This is a genomic window from Pelagicoccus sp. SDUM812005 (assembly GCF_031127875.1).
Classification (GTDB): domain Bacteria; phylum Verrucomicrobiota; class Verrucomicrobiia; order Opitutales; family Opitutaceae; genus Pelagicoccus.
In genome coordinates, this window is the sequence record NZ_JARXIA010000006.1 from 192,132 (window position 1) to 206,542 (window position 14,411).

Sequence of the window (14,411 nt, forward strand, 5' to 3'; positions counted from 1 at the left end):
GGTGCGGGTGGGGAGTTGTTGTGGTGTCGGTTGGGCGGATTCCCTAGTGGAAGTACGTTGAATGGGGGCTTTCGATTGAGAGAATCGAGCTTTGCAAGATATGGCGATCCTGACTTTGATTGTTCAAAATGGTGCTTGCCGAGTGTTCAAACTAAGCTTGCTTGCGGGGGTGCATGGTCCTAATGGGAGTGGGGTATGCAAGAGATCCCATTGGAAACGCATGATTTGACGGTCGCCTACGACAAGCGTCCGGTGCTGTACGGGGTGGATGTGCAGGTGCCGGAGGGCAAGCTGGTGGGGATCGTGGGGCCCAACGGGGCGGGAAAGTCGACCTTGATCAAGGCGATCATGGGCATCGTTCCCATCACCGGTGGCTGGGTGAAGGTTTTTGGCGAGTCCTTCGCGAGGGGGGCGAAGCGGGTCGGCTACGTGCCGCAGCGTGAGTCGGTGGACTGGGACTTTCCGGTGAACGTGATGGATGTGGTCCTGATGGGGCGCTACGGGCGGCTCGGCTTGATGGGGCGGGTGAGCAAGGCGGACCGCGAGATCGCGGAAGCCTGCTTGGACAAGGTGGGCATGCTGCCGTATGCGAAGCGCCAGATTTCGAATCTTTCGGGCGGTCAGCAGCAGCGGGTGTTTTTGGCTCGGGCTTTGGCCCAGGAGAGCGACCTGTACTTGATGGACGAGCCTTTCGTCGGGGTGGACGCGGCGACGGAGGCGGCGATCATCGAGCTGCTGCGAGAGCTGAAGGGGCGTGGGAAGACGATCTTGGTGGTGCACCACGACTTGCCGACGGCCCAGACGTATTTCGACATGTTGATGCTGTTGAACATGCGTTTGGTGGCCTTTGGTCCGACGGAGGAGGTTTTTACGCAGGAGCTGTTGCAGAAGACTTATGGCGGGCGTTTGACCATCCTCTCGGAGGTGGCGAACACGGTCATGAAGGAGTCGAAGTGAAGCTGGCGGGAGAGAGTTGGAAACGGTTTTGCGGCCTGTCGTTTGCGCCGGCTCTGCGCTGGGCGTTGGCGGGCGTTTTGGTGTTGCTGTTCGCCGCGTCGGCGGAGGCGGCCCGGATCAGCGACATGCAGGACACGAACGTGTGGGAGCAGGCGATCCGCTTTTTCAGCTTGCGGGACGACGTGGTGCGGACGGCTTTGCTGGGCTCGATCTTCCTGGGGATTAGCTGTGGTTTGTTGGGGAGCTTTATCGTGGTGCGCAAGCTGTCGCTCTTTGGCGATACCCTGTCGCACGCGGTGCTTCCGGGGGTGGCGATCGGCTACCTGGTGGCGGGCGAGAAGGATCCGTTTGCAATTTTCGTGGGCGCCACGGTGGCGGGCGTGCTGGGGACGGTGGTGGTGAACCTGATCAAGAAGACGACCCATATCAAGGAGGACAGTTCGCTAGGCATGGTGCTGGCGGGCTTTTACGGGATCGGCATTGTGTTGATGAACCGGATACAGAAGCTGCCGACGGGCACGCAGTCCGGGGTGAACAAGTTTTTGTTTGGCCAGGCGGCTGCGGTTTCGCCGACGGAGGTTTGGATGATCGCGGGCGTGGCGGTGGCGGCGGTGCTGATGGTGCTGTTGTTCTATCGGCAGTTTTTGCTTGGGAGTTTCGATATCGGCTTCGCGCGTTCGCTGGGTTTGCCGGCGGGACTGTTCCACTACCTGCTGATGATGCTGCTGGCGTTTACGGTGGTGGTGTCTCTGCAGGCGGTCGGGGCGGTTCTGGTTTCGGCGATGCTGGTGATCCCGGCGGCCTCGGCCTACCTTTTGACGGACCGCATGCATCGGATGTTGGTGTTGGCGAGCGTGTTCGGGATCTTTTCGGGAGTTCTGGGAGCGTTCTTTTCGTTCCTCGGCAATAGCCTGCCGACGGGGCCGTTGATGGTGCTGGCGGCCAGCTCGATCTTTACCTTGAGTTTTCTGTTTTCGCCGAAGCATGGGCTGGTGTCGCGTTGGAGGAAGCGTCGCCGGGGCCAAAAGCGTATCGAGAACGAGAATACGTTGAAGGCTATCTATCAGGTGCGAGAAAGCTATGGATTTGCGGGCGAGGGCGTGAGAGTGAAGGACTTGGCCCTGCGCATGGGCGAAACAACGGACGAGACGCGGCGGCGGCTTGAGAAGCTGGCGGCCGTGGGGGTGTGCGATCTGAAGGAGATCGAGGGGAAGTCTTATGCCTTCTTGAATCCGGACGGCTGGTTGCGGGCCTGCGCGGTGGTGCGGAACCACCGATTGTGGGAGCTCTATTTGACGAACCAGGCGGAGTACGAGCCGGACCATGTGCATGACGATGCGGAGGTCATCGAGCATATCTTGGGCGAGGAGACGGTGCGGCACTTGGAGCGTCTGCTCGATTATCCGGCGGAGGATCCGCATGGAAAGTTGATTCCGAGTTTGGCGGATCTGCAGCGGTCGCTGACGAAGGGAAGTTCGGAAGACAAGGCGACGGGGTACCGGATGCCGAACCAGTAAGGGAGATTTGAATACGATGTCTATTTGGTCAGAGTTGATTCCCGAGTTTTCGTTCGAACAGGTTTTTGTGGAGCCTTGGACGGAGTTCTTGGATCCGTTTATCTGGATTTTCCTGATGGGCTTTTTCGTGACGGCGGCCTGCGGTTTCTTGGGTACCTTTATTGTATGGCGGCGAATGGCTTTGGTGGGGGATGCGATTAGCCATAGCGTCTTGCCGGGCTTGGTTATCGCGTTTTTGGTATCGCAGAGCCGAGATACCTTGCCGATGTTTTTGGGCGCGGTCGGGGCGGGCGTCTTGACTACGGGCCTGATCGAGGTGATCCACCAGAAATCGCGTATCAAGACGGATGCCGCCTTGGGGATCGTGTTCACGACGCTCTTCGCTATCGGGGTGGTGTTGGTGTCGCTCTACGGAGAGAATGTAGATTTGGATACGGATTGCGTGTTGTACGGTGAACTCGAGCACGTGACGCTGGAACCGTTGAGTTCGGTCTTCGGGCTCTTCGAGGCTCCGGGCTCGGTGATTCGCATGGGGGTGGTTTCGCTGCTGGTAGTGGGATTGGTGATACTCTTTTATCGTCCTCTGGTGGTGAGTTCCTTCGATCCCGGATTGGCTCGCTCGATGGGGATGAACCCGGCTGCCATGCACCATGCGCTGATGTCGCTGCTGGCGATTGTGGTGGTGAGCTCTTTCGAGGCGGTGGGGGCGGTTCTGGTAATCGCGATGCTGATTTTCCCGGGGACGACGGCTTCGTTGCTGTCGGATCGTCTGCCGGTGATCCTGGGAATTACCTTGGTGATCGCTTTTTTGGGAGCGCTGTTGGGGATGCACTTCGCCCTGTGGCTGGACATTTCCACGGCTGGCGCGATCAGCACGGTAATCTTTGGCATGTTCCTGCTGGCCTGGGTCTTCGCTCCGCGAAGGGGGCTCTTGTGGCAGGTGTTTCGGTAGGGGGCTCGGCAATGCAGCCGCGCTAGAGTTTCTGGAAGGCGTAGAGGTAGCTTTGCCAGTTGGGGCCGGCGGCGGGGTAGTCCCAGTCTGCGACGTGGACGAGGCCGGCTTGTCGCTCGAGAAAGGAGATGAGGGCGTCGCGGGGGATGGCGTTCATCTCGAAGTAGGCGGGCCCGAGTCCGAAGGTTTGGAGCAGGGCCTTGGCGGCGTAGTTGAGCCGCTTGCCCAGGGGGCTGCCATGGATGAGGTGGCTGGGGAGCTGGAAGACGAAGGTGCCGCCGGGCTTGAGGGCGCGGGCGATTTCGCGGAAGTAGGGCTTGGAGTAGCGCGGGGCGATGTGTTGGAAGACGATGTCGGAGTAGGCGAAGTCGAGAGATTGCGAGTCGAGGCAGTCGAGGTGTTTCTCTGTATTGAGAATGAACTTACAATGGCGTCCGCGGTGGGCGTTTTGTCGGGCGGCCTCGAGCATGGAGGCTGAGATGTCGATGCCGATGGCTAGGTCGAAGCGGCGGGAGAGGGGAAAGGTGAGGCGGCCAACTCCGCAGCCGAAGTCGAGCGCGCTGTGGCCTGTCATGGGAATTCCGATACCTTGGAGGCGTTCCTGGAGTCCGCGGATGCAGTCTTCGCCCGATTGGTAGAACTCCTCCGGATCCCACTTTCCGCCTTTTTTGTCCTTGGCGGAGAGGACGGTCCAGAGCGGGTCGGCGGAAGCGAGGCTTTCGAAGTTTTTCTGGAGTCGGGAGAGGCGCACGGCGGGAGAGTGGCGGGTGATGAGGGAAAGGCTGGGAGCGTGCTCGGGCGCGTTCCGAAGGAGGTCTAACCGCGTTGGCGAACGGCCTCGAAGAGGGTGATGAGGGTGGCCATGGCGACGTTTAGAGAGTCGGCCTGGCCGGCCATGGGGATAAGGACTTTGGTGTCGCAGTGGGTGAGCCATTTTTCCGAGAGCCCGAACTGTTCGGAGCCCATGACGATGGCGAGGGGGCCGCGCAGGTCGGTATCGGTGTAGACGATGTCGGTGTGCGGAGTGGTGGCGGCGGTGCGGATGCCTTTGGCACGTATCCACTCGATCACTTCATCGGTGCTGGCGGACACGGTGGGCATGGAGAAGAGGACTCCGGTGGAGGAGCGCACGGCGTTGGGGTTGAAGAGGTCGGTGACGGAGTCGCAGCAGATGACGGCGTCGACGCCGGCGGCGTCGGCGGAGCGGAGAATGGTGCCGAGGTTGCCCGGCTTTTCGATGGATTCGACGATGAGCAGGAAGGGGGGATCGGAGAGCGTGAGCTCGTCGAGGGTGTAGTTCCACTGTTCGATGACGGCGAGCAGGCCTTCGGGGCGGTCGCGGTAGGCGACTTTTTCGAAGGCGTGCTTGGAGAGCTCGAAGAGGGCGGCGCCGCGGGAGCGGGCCTGGGCGAGCAAGCCCTCTTCGTTTTCGCCGAGGAAGCAGTCCGGGCAGAAGTAGACTTCCTGGGGGATGACGTCCTTTTCCATGGCCCGCGAGATGGCGCGGTAGCCTTCGGCGATGAAGACGCCCTGTTGGTTGCGGGCACGGCGGTCCCGCAGCTTCACGAGGTTTTTGACCCGTGGGTTTTGTAGGCTAGTAATGAGTTCGGCCTCGATCATTTCCTTTTGCTGTAGGGGCGGGAGGGGCCGTATTCAAATAAAATGTCAAGAGTGCCCATCAGGGGCTCCAGGTGCGCTTTTGATTGTTAAGGGTTTTGGGCGTAGGCCGTCTAATAGAGGATTATAGCCTTGCTGGAAAACGCCTGATGTTCACTATCTTAGCTCTAACTCCCCACCCCCATCTGCCATGACTATTGTCCCCATTCTCGTCCTCGTTGCCATCGTGATCCTCGCGATGTACTTCTTTCTCAACAAAAAGTCGGACGAGAAGGATCGAGAAGGGGTAGTGAGGGACATCCTGAAGAAGGATGCCCTGGCGGTCGACTTTGGAGATGGACGTCGCGTGGTGGTGAAGCTGTTCGGCATCTCTCCGGCGACGGAGGCGGAGATGCTCGACGAAAAGATCTTCGCCTTCCTGGAGGAATCGCTGCGCGGGCAGCGGGTTTCGGTGAAGCCGGTCATGGTATCTTCCTCGGACGTGATGGCGGCTGAGGTCCGGACCTTGGGTGGCGAATACGTGAATGCGATTTTGGTGCGCCATGGCTTTGCCCGTTGGCAGGTTTCGGAAGCCAGTTCGGACGGGGCTCTGGGGGAGGCGCAGCGCCTGGCTCAAGAGGAGCAGGTCGGGGTGTGGAATCCGGCTATCATCCAATTGCTCGAGGACAAGCGGAACTCGGGGGGAGAGATGAGCGACGACGACATTGCCAACATGGAAGTGGATCCGGAGGAGCAGGAGCGCAAGGAATAGGCTTTCTGCTCTGGACTCGGCGGTTGAGGCTCTGCTTGATGTCGTTCCATGAAGCAGGCCATTCGGCAGTCCTTTTTTATTTTGGCGCTTTCTGCGGTGCTGGGAACGGCGAGCTACCTGGCGCGTCCGCAGGTGGTGCCGTCCGGCGCCTCGGAGCACGAGATCGAGCTGGCCGCGGCGCAGGAGCTCGAGGGCGTTCTCTGGGTCGACGCCCGTATGGACGCGGACTACGAGGCGGCCCATTTGGAGGGGGCTAGCTTGCTCAACGAGGAGAACTGGGAGCTTGGCTTCGCCTCGCTGCTGGAGAGATGGGTTCCGGGGAATCCGATCGTGGTTTATTGCTCGAGCCAGTCGTGCCTGCGTTCCCACCATGTGGCGGCTCGCTTGCGGGAGGACTTGGGGATGGAGGAAATCTATTCGCTCCAAGGAGGCTGGGAAGCGCTCCGGGAGGCTGGTTTGGTGGAAGGGGGCGAGCGATGAGTCCGCGCGTTTTCAGTTGGATCCTGTACGCGGTCGTGGGGCTGTTTTTCGGGATCGCGGCGACGGTGAAGCTGTTGGATCCGGAGGCCTTCCTCTCGTCCTTGCTCACCTACGAGCTCTTTCCTTACGAGGTGGCTTTAGGCTTGGCGTTCTTTGCTCCGGCGGTGGAGCTGGTGGTGGCGCTGGCCCTGGTGAGCGGCGTCTGGCGGAAGGGGGCAGCGTTGTTAACCGTTTTGATGCTTGTCTTTTTTATTGGGCTGGTGGCTCAGGGAATGGCTCGGGGTCTGGAGATGGATTGCGGTTGTTTTGGGGAGAATCAGCTGCAGACGACGGCGGACTACCTGATCAAGATGGGGCAGAACGTGCTGCTGTTGCTGGCGGTGGTCGGAGCCTGGCTGGTCGAGAAGAGGTTCGGGTCGGAGCAAGTTTAAGATGATAGAAGCAAATCAGAGCATAAACCTCGATTTTTCCGTGCAGCTTGCGGACGGCGGCGAAAAGCGGACGTGCCGCATGGCGGACCTGATCCGTCGCCCGACGATCGTTTCCGTCTATATGCGGAACAATACCAGCAACTGCGACAAGCAGGTACAGCAGATGCAAGTCGCTGCCAAGGAACTGGATAAGTTGGGCTATGACTTGATCGGCCTGAGCAAGGATACTCCCGGCTCCCACCTCAAGTACGCCTGCAAGCTGGAGCTGTCCTTCCCCTTGGTTTCCGATCCGGAGCATTTGTTTGCCAAGGCGACGGATTCTCTGGTCGAGAAGAAGATGTACGGGAAGACCTTCCTGGGGCCAACGCGGTCCGCCTACCTGATAGACCCAGAGGGAAAGGTCCTGGCAGTGCTCGAGAAGGTCGATTCGGCTAGGCATGCCGAGCAGCTGCGGGAGCTGGTGGAGCGTTAAGTCAGGCTTCGCGTTTGCTTGTTAAGGATAACGCTTTTTTAGTTTACTAATGGTTCGTTTTCCTGTGTTTAGAAGGTCTTATGATCTCAGAATCGCAGTTGAATGGTTTTTCGAAGGCAGCCGGGCTTGCCGCTTTGGCGAGTGTTGGGGGCCTGTTTGCCCAAGCCCAGGTCGAAGACCCGTCCTACACGGTGGAGCTCCCTGAGCTGTACGTGAGCAGTTCGCATACGGCGACGGTCGAGCCGGCTTCCACCTATGGGGCGCCGGTTTCTCGTTTGGAGTTGAATCCGCAGTTCGATCTGCAGGTTCGCAACATCGCGGAAGCGCAGGGCGACGTGAGCATTCGCGGCGGCATTTTCGAGAACACCGGCTTCCGAGTGGGGGCAGCGACTTTGCTGGATCCGCAGACGGGGCACTATTTCGCGGAGATTCCCGTCGCCCCGGAGATGCTGGAAGGACCAGGGCTCCTAGTGGCGAGCGACAATGCATTTGCTGGTTTCAACAGCACGGTCGGGACGGTTGACTATTCTTGGACTGAGATTTCCGAGGGCGGCAGCGCGGCGGTCGGCTTTGGCGACAACAGCTTGAACTACCAGCGGCTGCATCAGGCGACCTTGTTGTCGGTGGAGGAAGCCGCGGTTTGGGGAGCGGAGGTCGAGGCGTCCCGTTCGGAGTCGGCTGGCTCTATCGAAAACGGGGACCACAATTTCGTTCGCTACAGCGGACGGTTGCAGCGGGTGGGAGAGAGCGCGCAGACGGATTTCTTCGCGGGCTACCAATCGAAGTACTTAGCTTGGCCGGAGCTCTATGCGGCTCCCTACGGATCGAACGAGTCGGACGAGGTACGTACCAGCTTGTTTCTGTTCAACCACTCCCAAAGTTGCGGGCCTGACAGCTTTTGGGAAGCGACGGTGTATCATCGCCGTCACCATGACCACTACCTCTTCAATCGGGCCTCGGTGGACGATCGATCCTTCGTGCACCAGACGGAAGTCAGCGCTGCAGCGCTCAACGGTGTTCAGGCTGTGAGCGACGTAGCGAAGATCAACTACATGGTGCAGCTGGCGACGGACGAGATCGAATCGACGAAGCTGGAGAACAACTTTACCAGTCGCGACTATACGAAGGTTTCCGTCTTGCCCGAGTTTCTGCTCTCCGAGAAAGGGGAGCGTCGCCTCAGCCTTCGGGCAGGTCTCAGCTACGACGATACGAATCGCGACGCTTCCGAGGTTTCGCCCATCGCTGATATCACTTGGACGAATGGGGACGATTCCTATTATCTTTCGTTCTCCCAGGCGTCACAGGTTTCCGGATACACGGCGATTGGCGGAGCGACGGGAGGCTTGTTTGCGAGCAATCCGGATCTGGAGCGCGAGGTTTCCCGCAACGTGGAGCTTGGCGCGACGTTGAAGCGTTCCGACTGGAGCGTGAAGGCGGCGGCGTTCGTGCGGGAGGATGCGGACTTGGTGGACTGGACGTACTCGTTCGCAGCGACCAGCGCTCGCTCTGCCAAGAACGTGGATATCGATACCTACGGCTTTGAGGTGATCGGTTCCAAGCGCATGGGCCAGCTCGAGCTTTTGGCTAGCGCCACGATTTTGGACAAGGATGAGGACTACGGGGATCCGTCCGTGGACGCCAGTTTCTATGCACTGAATTATGCGAAGTTCCGCGCGACGGCGGCTGCGGTTTGGCGGGCTACCGAGCAGATCCAGTTCCGTATCGACAACGAGTACCGCGATCAGGCTGACAACGTCTTGCGCGAAGGCGACGATGCCGCGTTTTTCACGCACGTGGGCGTTTATTATTCCGTACCTGAGGTTGAGGGACTGGAGCTGAACGCTTCGGTCGAAAACCTTTGGGAAGACGACTTCCAGGAGATCCCCGGAACGCCAGGGCGCGGCCGCCAGTTCAGCGTCGGCGCGCTCTACGGTTGGTAGGGGTAACGCTTTTACCTAGCAGGTATAGTTGGCGGCGTGGGCTTCGGCCTGCGTCGCTTTTTTTGTGCGGCAGCAGGGGAGCTCTGTGCTGTATTCAGATTTTGGAACTCGTCTTTCCCCAAGCGATGGCGGCGAAGATCAGGCTGGCTCCGATCGCGAGCTTGAGGACGGAGTCGGAGGAGATGTCTCGGGCTTCGCCGAAGACGAAGAGGGACGCGGCCATGGCGAGGGGGACAACGGCGTTGTTGCAGGCTGCGAGCACGCCGGGCGAACTGAGGGCGGCGCCCTTGTTCCACCAGAAGAAGCCGAGTCCGGAGGCGATGGCGCCGAGGTAGACGAGCACGTACCACTGCTCGCTGCTGGGGGAGGTTTTGCTGCTGTCGCCGAAGAGGGTGAAGCCGAGGACGGCGAGGAGGGCTCCGCCGAACAGGAGGGCGGCTATGGCTTCGCTGTCGTGGAGGTGGCTACGCTTTCGTTTCCAGGAGCGGTAGAGGAGTTGTCCGAGGCCGAAGGAGAGGTTGGCGATTTGCATAAGGCCGAAGCCGATCCAGATGGAGCCTTCCGGGGCTGAGTTGTATTTGATGACGGCGGCTCCGGCTATGGAGAGCAGGGCGCAGCCGAGCAGGCTCCAGCGCCAGCGTCTATGGGTGAGCTCGTGGGCGAGAACGATGTAGAGCGGGGTCAGGACGGAGAAGAGGGCGACGAGGTGGGAAGGAAGGAAGGCGTACGCTTTTATGTAGCTAACGTACATGACTCCGAACTGGAGGGCCCCGATGCCGAGGAGGCAGAGGGACTCGCTTGTATTGAGTTTCTTGGGACGAAAGAAGGGAAGGAAGCAGAGGAAGGCGATGGAGAGTCGGACGCTTGCCACGAAGGTGGAGTCGAGTCCGGTGAGGCGTCCCATGATTCCGAATGAGAAGGCCCAGAGGAGGGAGACGGCGATGAGGTAGAGCATTTAAGGTGTGGGCTGCGGGGGCCACTTGGCCTGGAGGGTGGGGTGGCGCTGGGAGGCGGCGAGTTGGCGGAGGAAGGTGGCTCGGGGGACCTCTTGGGCGCCAAGGCTTGCTAGGTGCTTGGTGGGTTGTTGGGCGTCGATGAAGTGGAAGCCTTTTTCGAGGGCGAAGTCGACGAGGGCATGGAAGGCGAACTTGGAGGCGTCGCGGGCGTGGTGGAACATGGATTCGCCGAAGAAGGCGCGGCCGAGCGAAACGCCGTAGAGGCCGCCCACGAGGGTGTCGCCCTGGTAGGTTTCGAAGGAGTGGGCGAGTCCGAGCTCGTGGAGGCGGATGTAGGCTTCCTGCATGTCGCCGGTGATCCAGGTGCCGTCTTGGCCGGGGCGCGGAATCTTGGCGCAGTGGGCGATGACGCTGGGGAAGTCGTGGTCGACGCGCAGCTGGTATTTCCCGGAGTTGACGAGGCGGGTGAGGGTCTTGCTGCGCTTGAAGTTCTGCGGGTAGAGGACCATGCGGGGGTCGGGGGAGAACCAGAGGATGGGGTCGCCTTCCGAGTACCACGGGAAGATGCCGCAGGAGTAGGCGGCGACGAGCCGTTGGGGGCTGAGGTCGCCGCCGATGGCGATGATGCCCTCTTCCTCGGCAAGTTCCGGATCGGGGAAAATCGGATCTTTTCGTAGTTGAAAGATGGGCACGCGCGTTCGCGAACTAGGGTTGGGGGATCTCGTCAGCGCTGCCGAATCGTTCGATCAGGCGATCGTAGGAGATGGTGCGGCTGTCGGGGGTGACTTTGGCGGCGAAGAGCTGGCTCCAGATTTCGCGGGGAATGATATCGGTGGCGAGGGAGGAGCGCTGGGAGGAGACGATGTCCTGGTTTTCGTCGAAGGCGAGTTTCCAGGGAAGCTGGAAGTAGGCGTGGGCTTTGTCGGCGGTGATGAGCATGGCGCTCATTTCGTTTTCGCCGGTTTCTTCGTTGGGCATCCGGATTGCGGATACGAAGGAGATGACGCGCAGGTTGTAGACCCAGATGAGGTCGCAGATGGTTTGCAGCAAGGCTTCGCTGCTTTCGGTGACTGCGGTGGGCAGGGTGAGGTTGACGAAGGGGCCGCCTTCCCGCTTGCCGAGGAAGAGGGGCAGAATGCCTTTGAATTCCTTGAATATGGCCTCGCTGTGGAGGGCCATGGCTTCGTGCAGGCCGGAGGTGTTGGGCGGTTGTTCGGTGAGTAGCTTCTGTAGGGACGCTGACATGGGGCCTCAGCTTTTAGGAAGCGGAAGGGATGTCGAGTCGTTTGCGGCGAAGGGGCCGGGTCCGGGACCTCGCTTGCGGCAGGCACCTATTTTGCGTGCTTGGCGTAGGCGGAGAGCTCGCGGGATTCGAGGTCGGTTTTGGCGACGAACTCGAGGGAGGCGGAGTTAATGCAGTAGCGCAGGCGGGTGGGCTTGGGGCCGTCGGGGAAGACGTGCCCGAGGTGGCCGCCGCAGCGGTTGCAGTGGACTTCGGTGCGGGTCATGCCGTGGCTGGTGTCCACGGTTTCGCCGACGTTTTCGCTTTCGATGGAATCCCAGAAGCTGGGCCATCCGGTGCCGGAGTCGAACTTTTGGGCGCTGGCGAACAGCGGAGCCTGGCAGCCGGCACAGAGGTAGACTCCCTTGTCCTTGTTGTTCCAGTATTGGTTGCGGAAGGGCGGTTCGGTGCCTTGCTGGCGCAGGACGCGGTACTGGTCGCCGTTGAGCAGCTCCTTCCACTCGGAGTCGCTTTTTTGGAAGGCCTCCAGGGCGGTGGTTTTAGCTTCGGAGGGAACGGCGCAGGCGGCGAGTTCTTCGGCGGTTTGCGGCTGCGGGGCGGGCGTATCGTTTTCGTTCTTGGTGGCCATGAGAAAGGTGGTTGCGGCTAGGCTTAAGGTGGCGAGTGCGGCGCGTCGTAGGTTCATCCGGGGCTGGGGTGGAAGTGTGCGTGTCCTTGCTAGAGAGGCAAACGGTTTGCGTTTTATTCCGATTGCCTGAGTGGAAAGCGATGGAAGCCGCCAAGCGAGTTGCTTGGCGGCCTGGTCGTCAGCGAGAACGGGGCTTTTCCTCGCTGGCTGTGTTTCCGCCGTTCGCCTGAGCTTCGTGGAAGCCCAGCCTCTTGCGATTCGGCGGGGCGGGAGCCTCCTCTATGGACTGTGTCCGAGCTCCCGAAAGTCAGGCGCCGGAGTATCTCATTTCCTCCGCGCGCTCTGTTGCCCTCTGCTATGGTATACGAGTGGGGGAGGCGTTTGGATTCAAACGGGCTCTCGAAGCGTTGTTTCCTGCCGATAGAATGGAATTGACAGTAAAGACGCCGTTTTTTTTATCCGGCGCACGAACCATTTAGCATTCCTATGGCAGACGAAAAGAAGAGCAGCTCAACAGCTACGAACAAGGCAGCGCCAGCGAAGTCGTCCACCTCTACGGAAACGGGAGGGCAGAACGGCAAGGGCGACGCGCCTCGTAATTGTTTCAGCGACTCCTACCGCTCCAACTTCGACGGGATCGACTGGAGCAAGTAGTTCGCGTTCCGCAGCTTAGAGCGGAGATTGTTTCGGCCACCGCGGTTTGTGCGGTGGCTTTTTTGCGTCTGCGGGCGCGGGGCGGATGGGCTGGGTGGAGCGGGTCCTATTCGGTCCAGATACCCTGAGCGAGGAGCTGCTTGGTGGCGGCTTCGGCCCAGCCGCGGTTGGCGGCGGGGCTGGCGGGGGAGGGGTGCAGGACTTTGCCGTGCTTGATGTCTATGCCTTGCAGGGCGTCCTTGGCCTGGGTTTGGGCGAATCCGCCTACGCCGACGATCCACTCCGGTTGGAGGATCTCGATGCAGCGGCGGAGGTGAAGGTTGCAGGCTTGGAAGAGGGGAGCGCTTTCGGCGGCGGGGAGCTTGTCGGGGGTGCGGTTGCGCGAGCTTTCCTCCATGAAGACGAGGGGGCAGTAGTTGAGCACGAAGTGTTCGGCGAAGAAGTCGTCGGCCTGGGGATAGCGTTCGGCGAAGAGGCCCCAGAGGCGTCGCCCGGAGACTTCGGACTTGTCGCAGTCGAAGCCGACGACGGGGCGCTTGGGGTGTTCGGGGGTCGGTTTGCCGACGGGCTCGTTGATGCCCATCCAATTCTTGACGGAGTCGATCTCGCCGAAGGGGACGCCGGTTTGCGACATGCCCCAGGGGCCGGGGTTCATGCCCATGAAGACGACCCGCTTGCGGGCGGCTCCATACTTTTTGAGGTAGCTGTGTTGCGGCTTCCAAGCGTAGTCCAGCGGATTGTAGACGTAGGCGACCGGTTCGGAAAAGGTGAGCGAGTCGACGGTTTTGCAGAGCTCTTTGGCGGCCTTGGCGAGTTTGGGAGCGAGGGACATGGGGCGATTGGTATCGCGGGGCGGGGCGGGGTCAAACCTGTTTGGGCGGTGGCTCGCTCGAGGGGTGGCGCTCGGCGAGGCGGCAGCAGAGGGTAGCTCCTTTCGTATCCGATATTAGGGTACGCCGCAGGCCGTGATGTCGCTCCGAGGCGACGGAAAGGTGGAGCGGAGGGACGTTTCTACCTGCGGAATGCTCTCCTAGAAGGAGTAGGCGAGGTAGTCGAAGCGCTTGGGTTCCTGCTTTTCGTAGACGGCCTTCTGGCGCTTGGATACGGGCAGGGCTGGAATTTCTTCTTCGTGCACGGGGACGCGGGTGCTGAGCTTTTCGAGCTCGGGATGGTCCTGGATGCGCTGGAAGATGTGGGCGAGTAGGATCGCGTCGCTCTGGGCGTCGTGGCGTCTCATGGAAGAGAGGCCTGCGGAGAGTCGTTCGGCGATGTCGTCGAGCGAGTTGCGCAAGCGGGAGAAGTCCGGCCACATGACTTCAAAGATATCCATGGTATCGATGAAGCGGACGGTGCGGGTTTCCACGCCTTCCTGTCGGGCGTACTTGCGGATGAAATTGAAGTCGAAGCGGTAGATGTCGTGTCCGAAGAGGGTGGCGTCGCCGACCCATTCTGAAAAGGCTTGCAGGGCTTCCAGCGGCTTGGGGGCGCCTTTGACGTCCTCGTCGCGTACGCGGGTGAGCTTCTGGATGTCTTCGGGGATGGGTTTTCCGGGATCGACGTAGGTGCAGAAGCTGTCTTCCACGTTCATGATCACGCCGCCGAGGCGGACGCCGGCGATTTGGGTGATCTCTTCCTGCTTGTAGCGAAGCCCTGTGGTCTCGAGGTCGAACGCAACCAGTTCCCGTACGCCGAGTAGGGGATGGAAGGAGGGCATTTTCGTTGCGTAGAGCGGTTTCACTAGAGTTTGAGCAGGATTACTTTTTATCTATCGGATCTTAGACTAGGTTTGACGAGTATTCGTTCCGCTGGCGCG

Annotated in this window: 17 protein-coding genes; 9 read left to right on the plus strand and 8 right to left on the minus strand. The window is 60.5% G+C overall.

Annotated features, from left to right (window positions below; all coding sequences use genetic code 11):
* Nucleotides 1-195: 195 nt before the first annotated feature.
* Genes QEH57_RS09470 through QEH57_RS09480 form a run of 3 tightly spaced genes read left to right on the plus strand, consistent with a single transcriptional unit; the run spans nt 196 to nt 3,426 of the window.
* Complete coding sequence (locus QEH57_RS09470; protein ID WP_309006485.1) at nt 196-957, plus strand: metal ABC transporter ATP-binding protein; 762 nt, start codon at nt 196-198, stop codon at nt 955-957.
* On the plus strand, nt 954-2,474 hold the full coding sequence (locus QEH57_RS09475; RefSeq protein ID WP_309006486.1) for a metal ABC transporter permease: 1,521 nt from the start codon (nt 954-956) through the stop codon (nt 2,472-2,474). The genes QEH57_RS09470 and QEH57_RS09475 overlap by 4 nt, the downstream gene beginning before the upstream one ends.
* A 16-nt stretch (nt 2,475-2,490) precedes the next feature.
* Nucleotides 2,491-3,426: a metal ABC transporter permease gene (locus tag QEH57_RS09480; protein ID WP_309006487.1), complete on the plus strand. Its 936-nt coding sequence runs from the start codon at nt 2,491-2,493 to the stop codon at nt 3,424-3,426.
* Nucleotides 3,427-3,448: 22 nt separating this feature from the next.
* On the opposite strand, the gene QEH57_RS09485 is transcribed toward QEH57_RS09480, so the two are convergent.
* Nucleotides 3,449-4,177, minus strand: coding sequence for a methyltransferase domain-containing protein (locus QEH57_RS09485; RefSeq protein ID WP_309006488.1), 729 nt, complete (start codon nt 4,175-4,177; stop codon nt 3,449-3,451).
* 65 nt (nt 4,178-4,242) lie between these two features.
* A complete protein-coding gene (locus QEH57_RS09490) occupies nt 4,243-5,046 on the minus strand; it encodes an RNA methyltransferase (RefSeq protein ID WP_309006489.1) in 804 nt (267 codons plus the stop codon).
* Nucleotides 5,047-5,233: 187 nt separating this feature from the next.
* Between QEH57_RS09490 and QEH57_RS09495 the strand changes: the two genes are divergently transcribed.
* The 5 genes from QEH57_RS09495 to QEH57_RS09515 all read left to right on the plus strand — a co-directional run bounded on the left by QEH57_RS09495 (nt 5,234) and on the right by QEH57_RS09515 (nt 9,117).
* Complete coding sequence (locus QEH57_RS09495) at nt 5,234-5,794, plus strand: thermonuclease family protein (RefSeq protein ID WP_309006490.1); 561 nt, start codon at nt 5,234-5,236, stop codon at nt 5,792-5,794.
* A 48-nt stretch (nt 5,795-5,842) separates the two neighbouring features.
* Entirely contained in the window at nt 5,843-6,274 is a 432-nt protein-coding gene (locus QEH57_RS09500) for a rhodanese-like domain-containing protein (protein ID WP_309006491.1), read from the plus strand.
* Entirely contained in the window at nt 6,271-6,705 is a 435-nt protein-coding gene (locus QEH57_RS09505; RefSeq protein WP_309006492.1) for a MauE/DoxX family redox-associated membrane protein, read from the plus strand. The genes QEH57_RS09500 and QEH57_RS09505 overlap by 4 nt, the downstream gene beginning before the upstream one ends.
* A 1-nt stretch (nt 6,706) precedes the next feature.
* The gene (locus tag QEH57_RS09510) at nt 6,707-7,177 is read left to right on the plus strand and encodes a peroxiredoxin (RefSeq protein ID WP_309006493.1); all 471 of its coding nucleotides are present in this window, start codon (nt 6,707-6,709) and stop codon (nt 7,175-7,177) included.
* Between the two features lie 80 nt (nt 7,178-7,257).
* Nucleotides 7,258-9,117, plus strand: coding sequence for a TonB-dependent receptor (locus QEH57_RS09515; RefSeq protein ID WP_309006494.1), 1,860 nt, complete (start codon nt 7,258-7,260; stop codon nt 9,115-9,117).
* A gap of 94 nt (nt 9,118-9,211) precedes the next feature.
* On the opposite strand, the gene QEH57_RS09520 is transcribed toward QEH57_RS09515, so the two are convergent.
* The 4 genes from QEH57_RS09520 to msrB all read right to left on the minus strand — a co-directional run bounded on the left by QEH57_RS09520 (nt 9,212) and on the right by msrB (nt 12,001).
* Complete coding sequence (locus tag QEH57_RS09520) at nt 9,212-10,072, minus strand: EamA family transporter (protein ID WP_309006495.1); 861 nt, start codon at nt 10,070-10,072, stop codon at nt 9,212-9,214.
* Entirely contained in the window at nt 10,073-10,765 is a 693-nt protein-coding gene (gene aat / locus QEH57_RS09525) for a leucyl/phenylalanyl-tRNA--protein transferase (protein WP_309006496.1), read from the minus strand.
* A 13-nt stretch (nt 10,766-10,778) separates the two neighbouring features.
* Nucleotides 10,779-11,318, minus strand: a complete 540-nt coding sequence (locus tag QEH57_RS09530; protein WP_309006497.1) for a hypothetical protein — start codon at nt 11,316-11,318, stop codon at nt 10,779-10,781.
* 86 nt (nt 11,319-11,404) lie between these two features.
* Nucleotides 11,405-12,001: a peptide-methionine (R)-S-oxide reductase MsrB gene (gene msrB, locus QEH57_RS09535; RefSeq protein WP_309006498.1), complete on the minus strand. Its 597-nt coding sequence runs from the start codon at nt 11,999-12,001 to the stop codon at nt 11,405-11,407.
* A 429-nt stretch (nt 12,002-12,430) separates the two neighbouring features.
* Here msrB and QEH57_RS09540 point away from each other — a divergent pair, with 429 nt between their 5' ends.
* A complete protein-coding gene (locus QEH57_RS09540) occupies nt 12,431-12,598 on the plus strand; it encodes a hypothetical protein (RefSeq protein ID WP_309006499.1) in 168 nt (55 codons plus the stop codon).
* Nucleotides 12,599-12,704: 106 nt separating this feature from the next.
* Here QEH57_RS09540 and QEH57_RS09545 read toward each other — a convergent pair whose 3' ends face one another.
* Both QEH57_RS09545 and QEH57_RS09550 read right to left on the minus strand, forming a co-directional pair.
* On the minus strand, nt 12,705-13,430 hold the full coding sequence (locus QEH57_RS09545) for a uracil-DNA glycosylase family protein (RefSeq protein ID WP_309006500.1): 726 nt from the start codon (nt 13,428-13,430) through the stop codon (nt 12,705-12,707).
* 198 nt (nt 13,431-13,628) lie between these two features.
* Nucleotides 13,629-14,312: a 3'-5' exonuclease gene (locus tag QEH57_RS09550; protein ID WP_309006501.1), complete on the minus strand. Its 684-nt coding sequence runs from the start codon at nt 14,310-14,312 to the stop codon at nt 13,629-13,631.
* Nucleotides 14,313-14,411 lie beyond the last annotated feature (99 nt).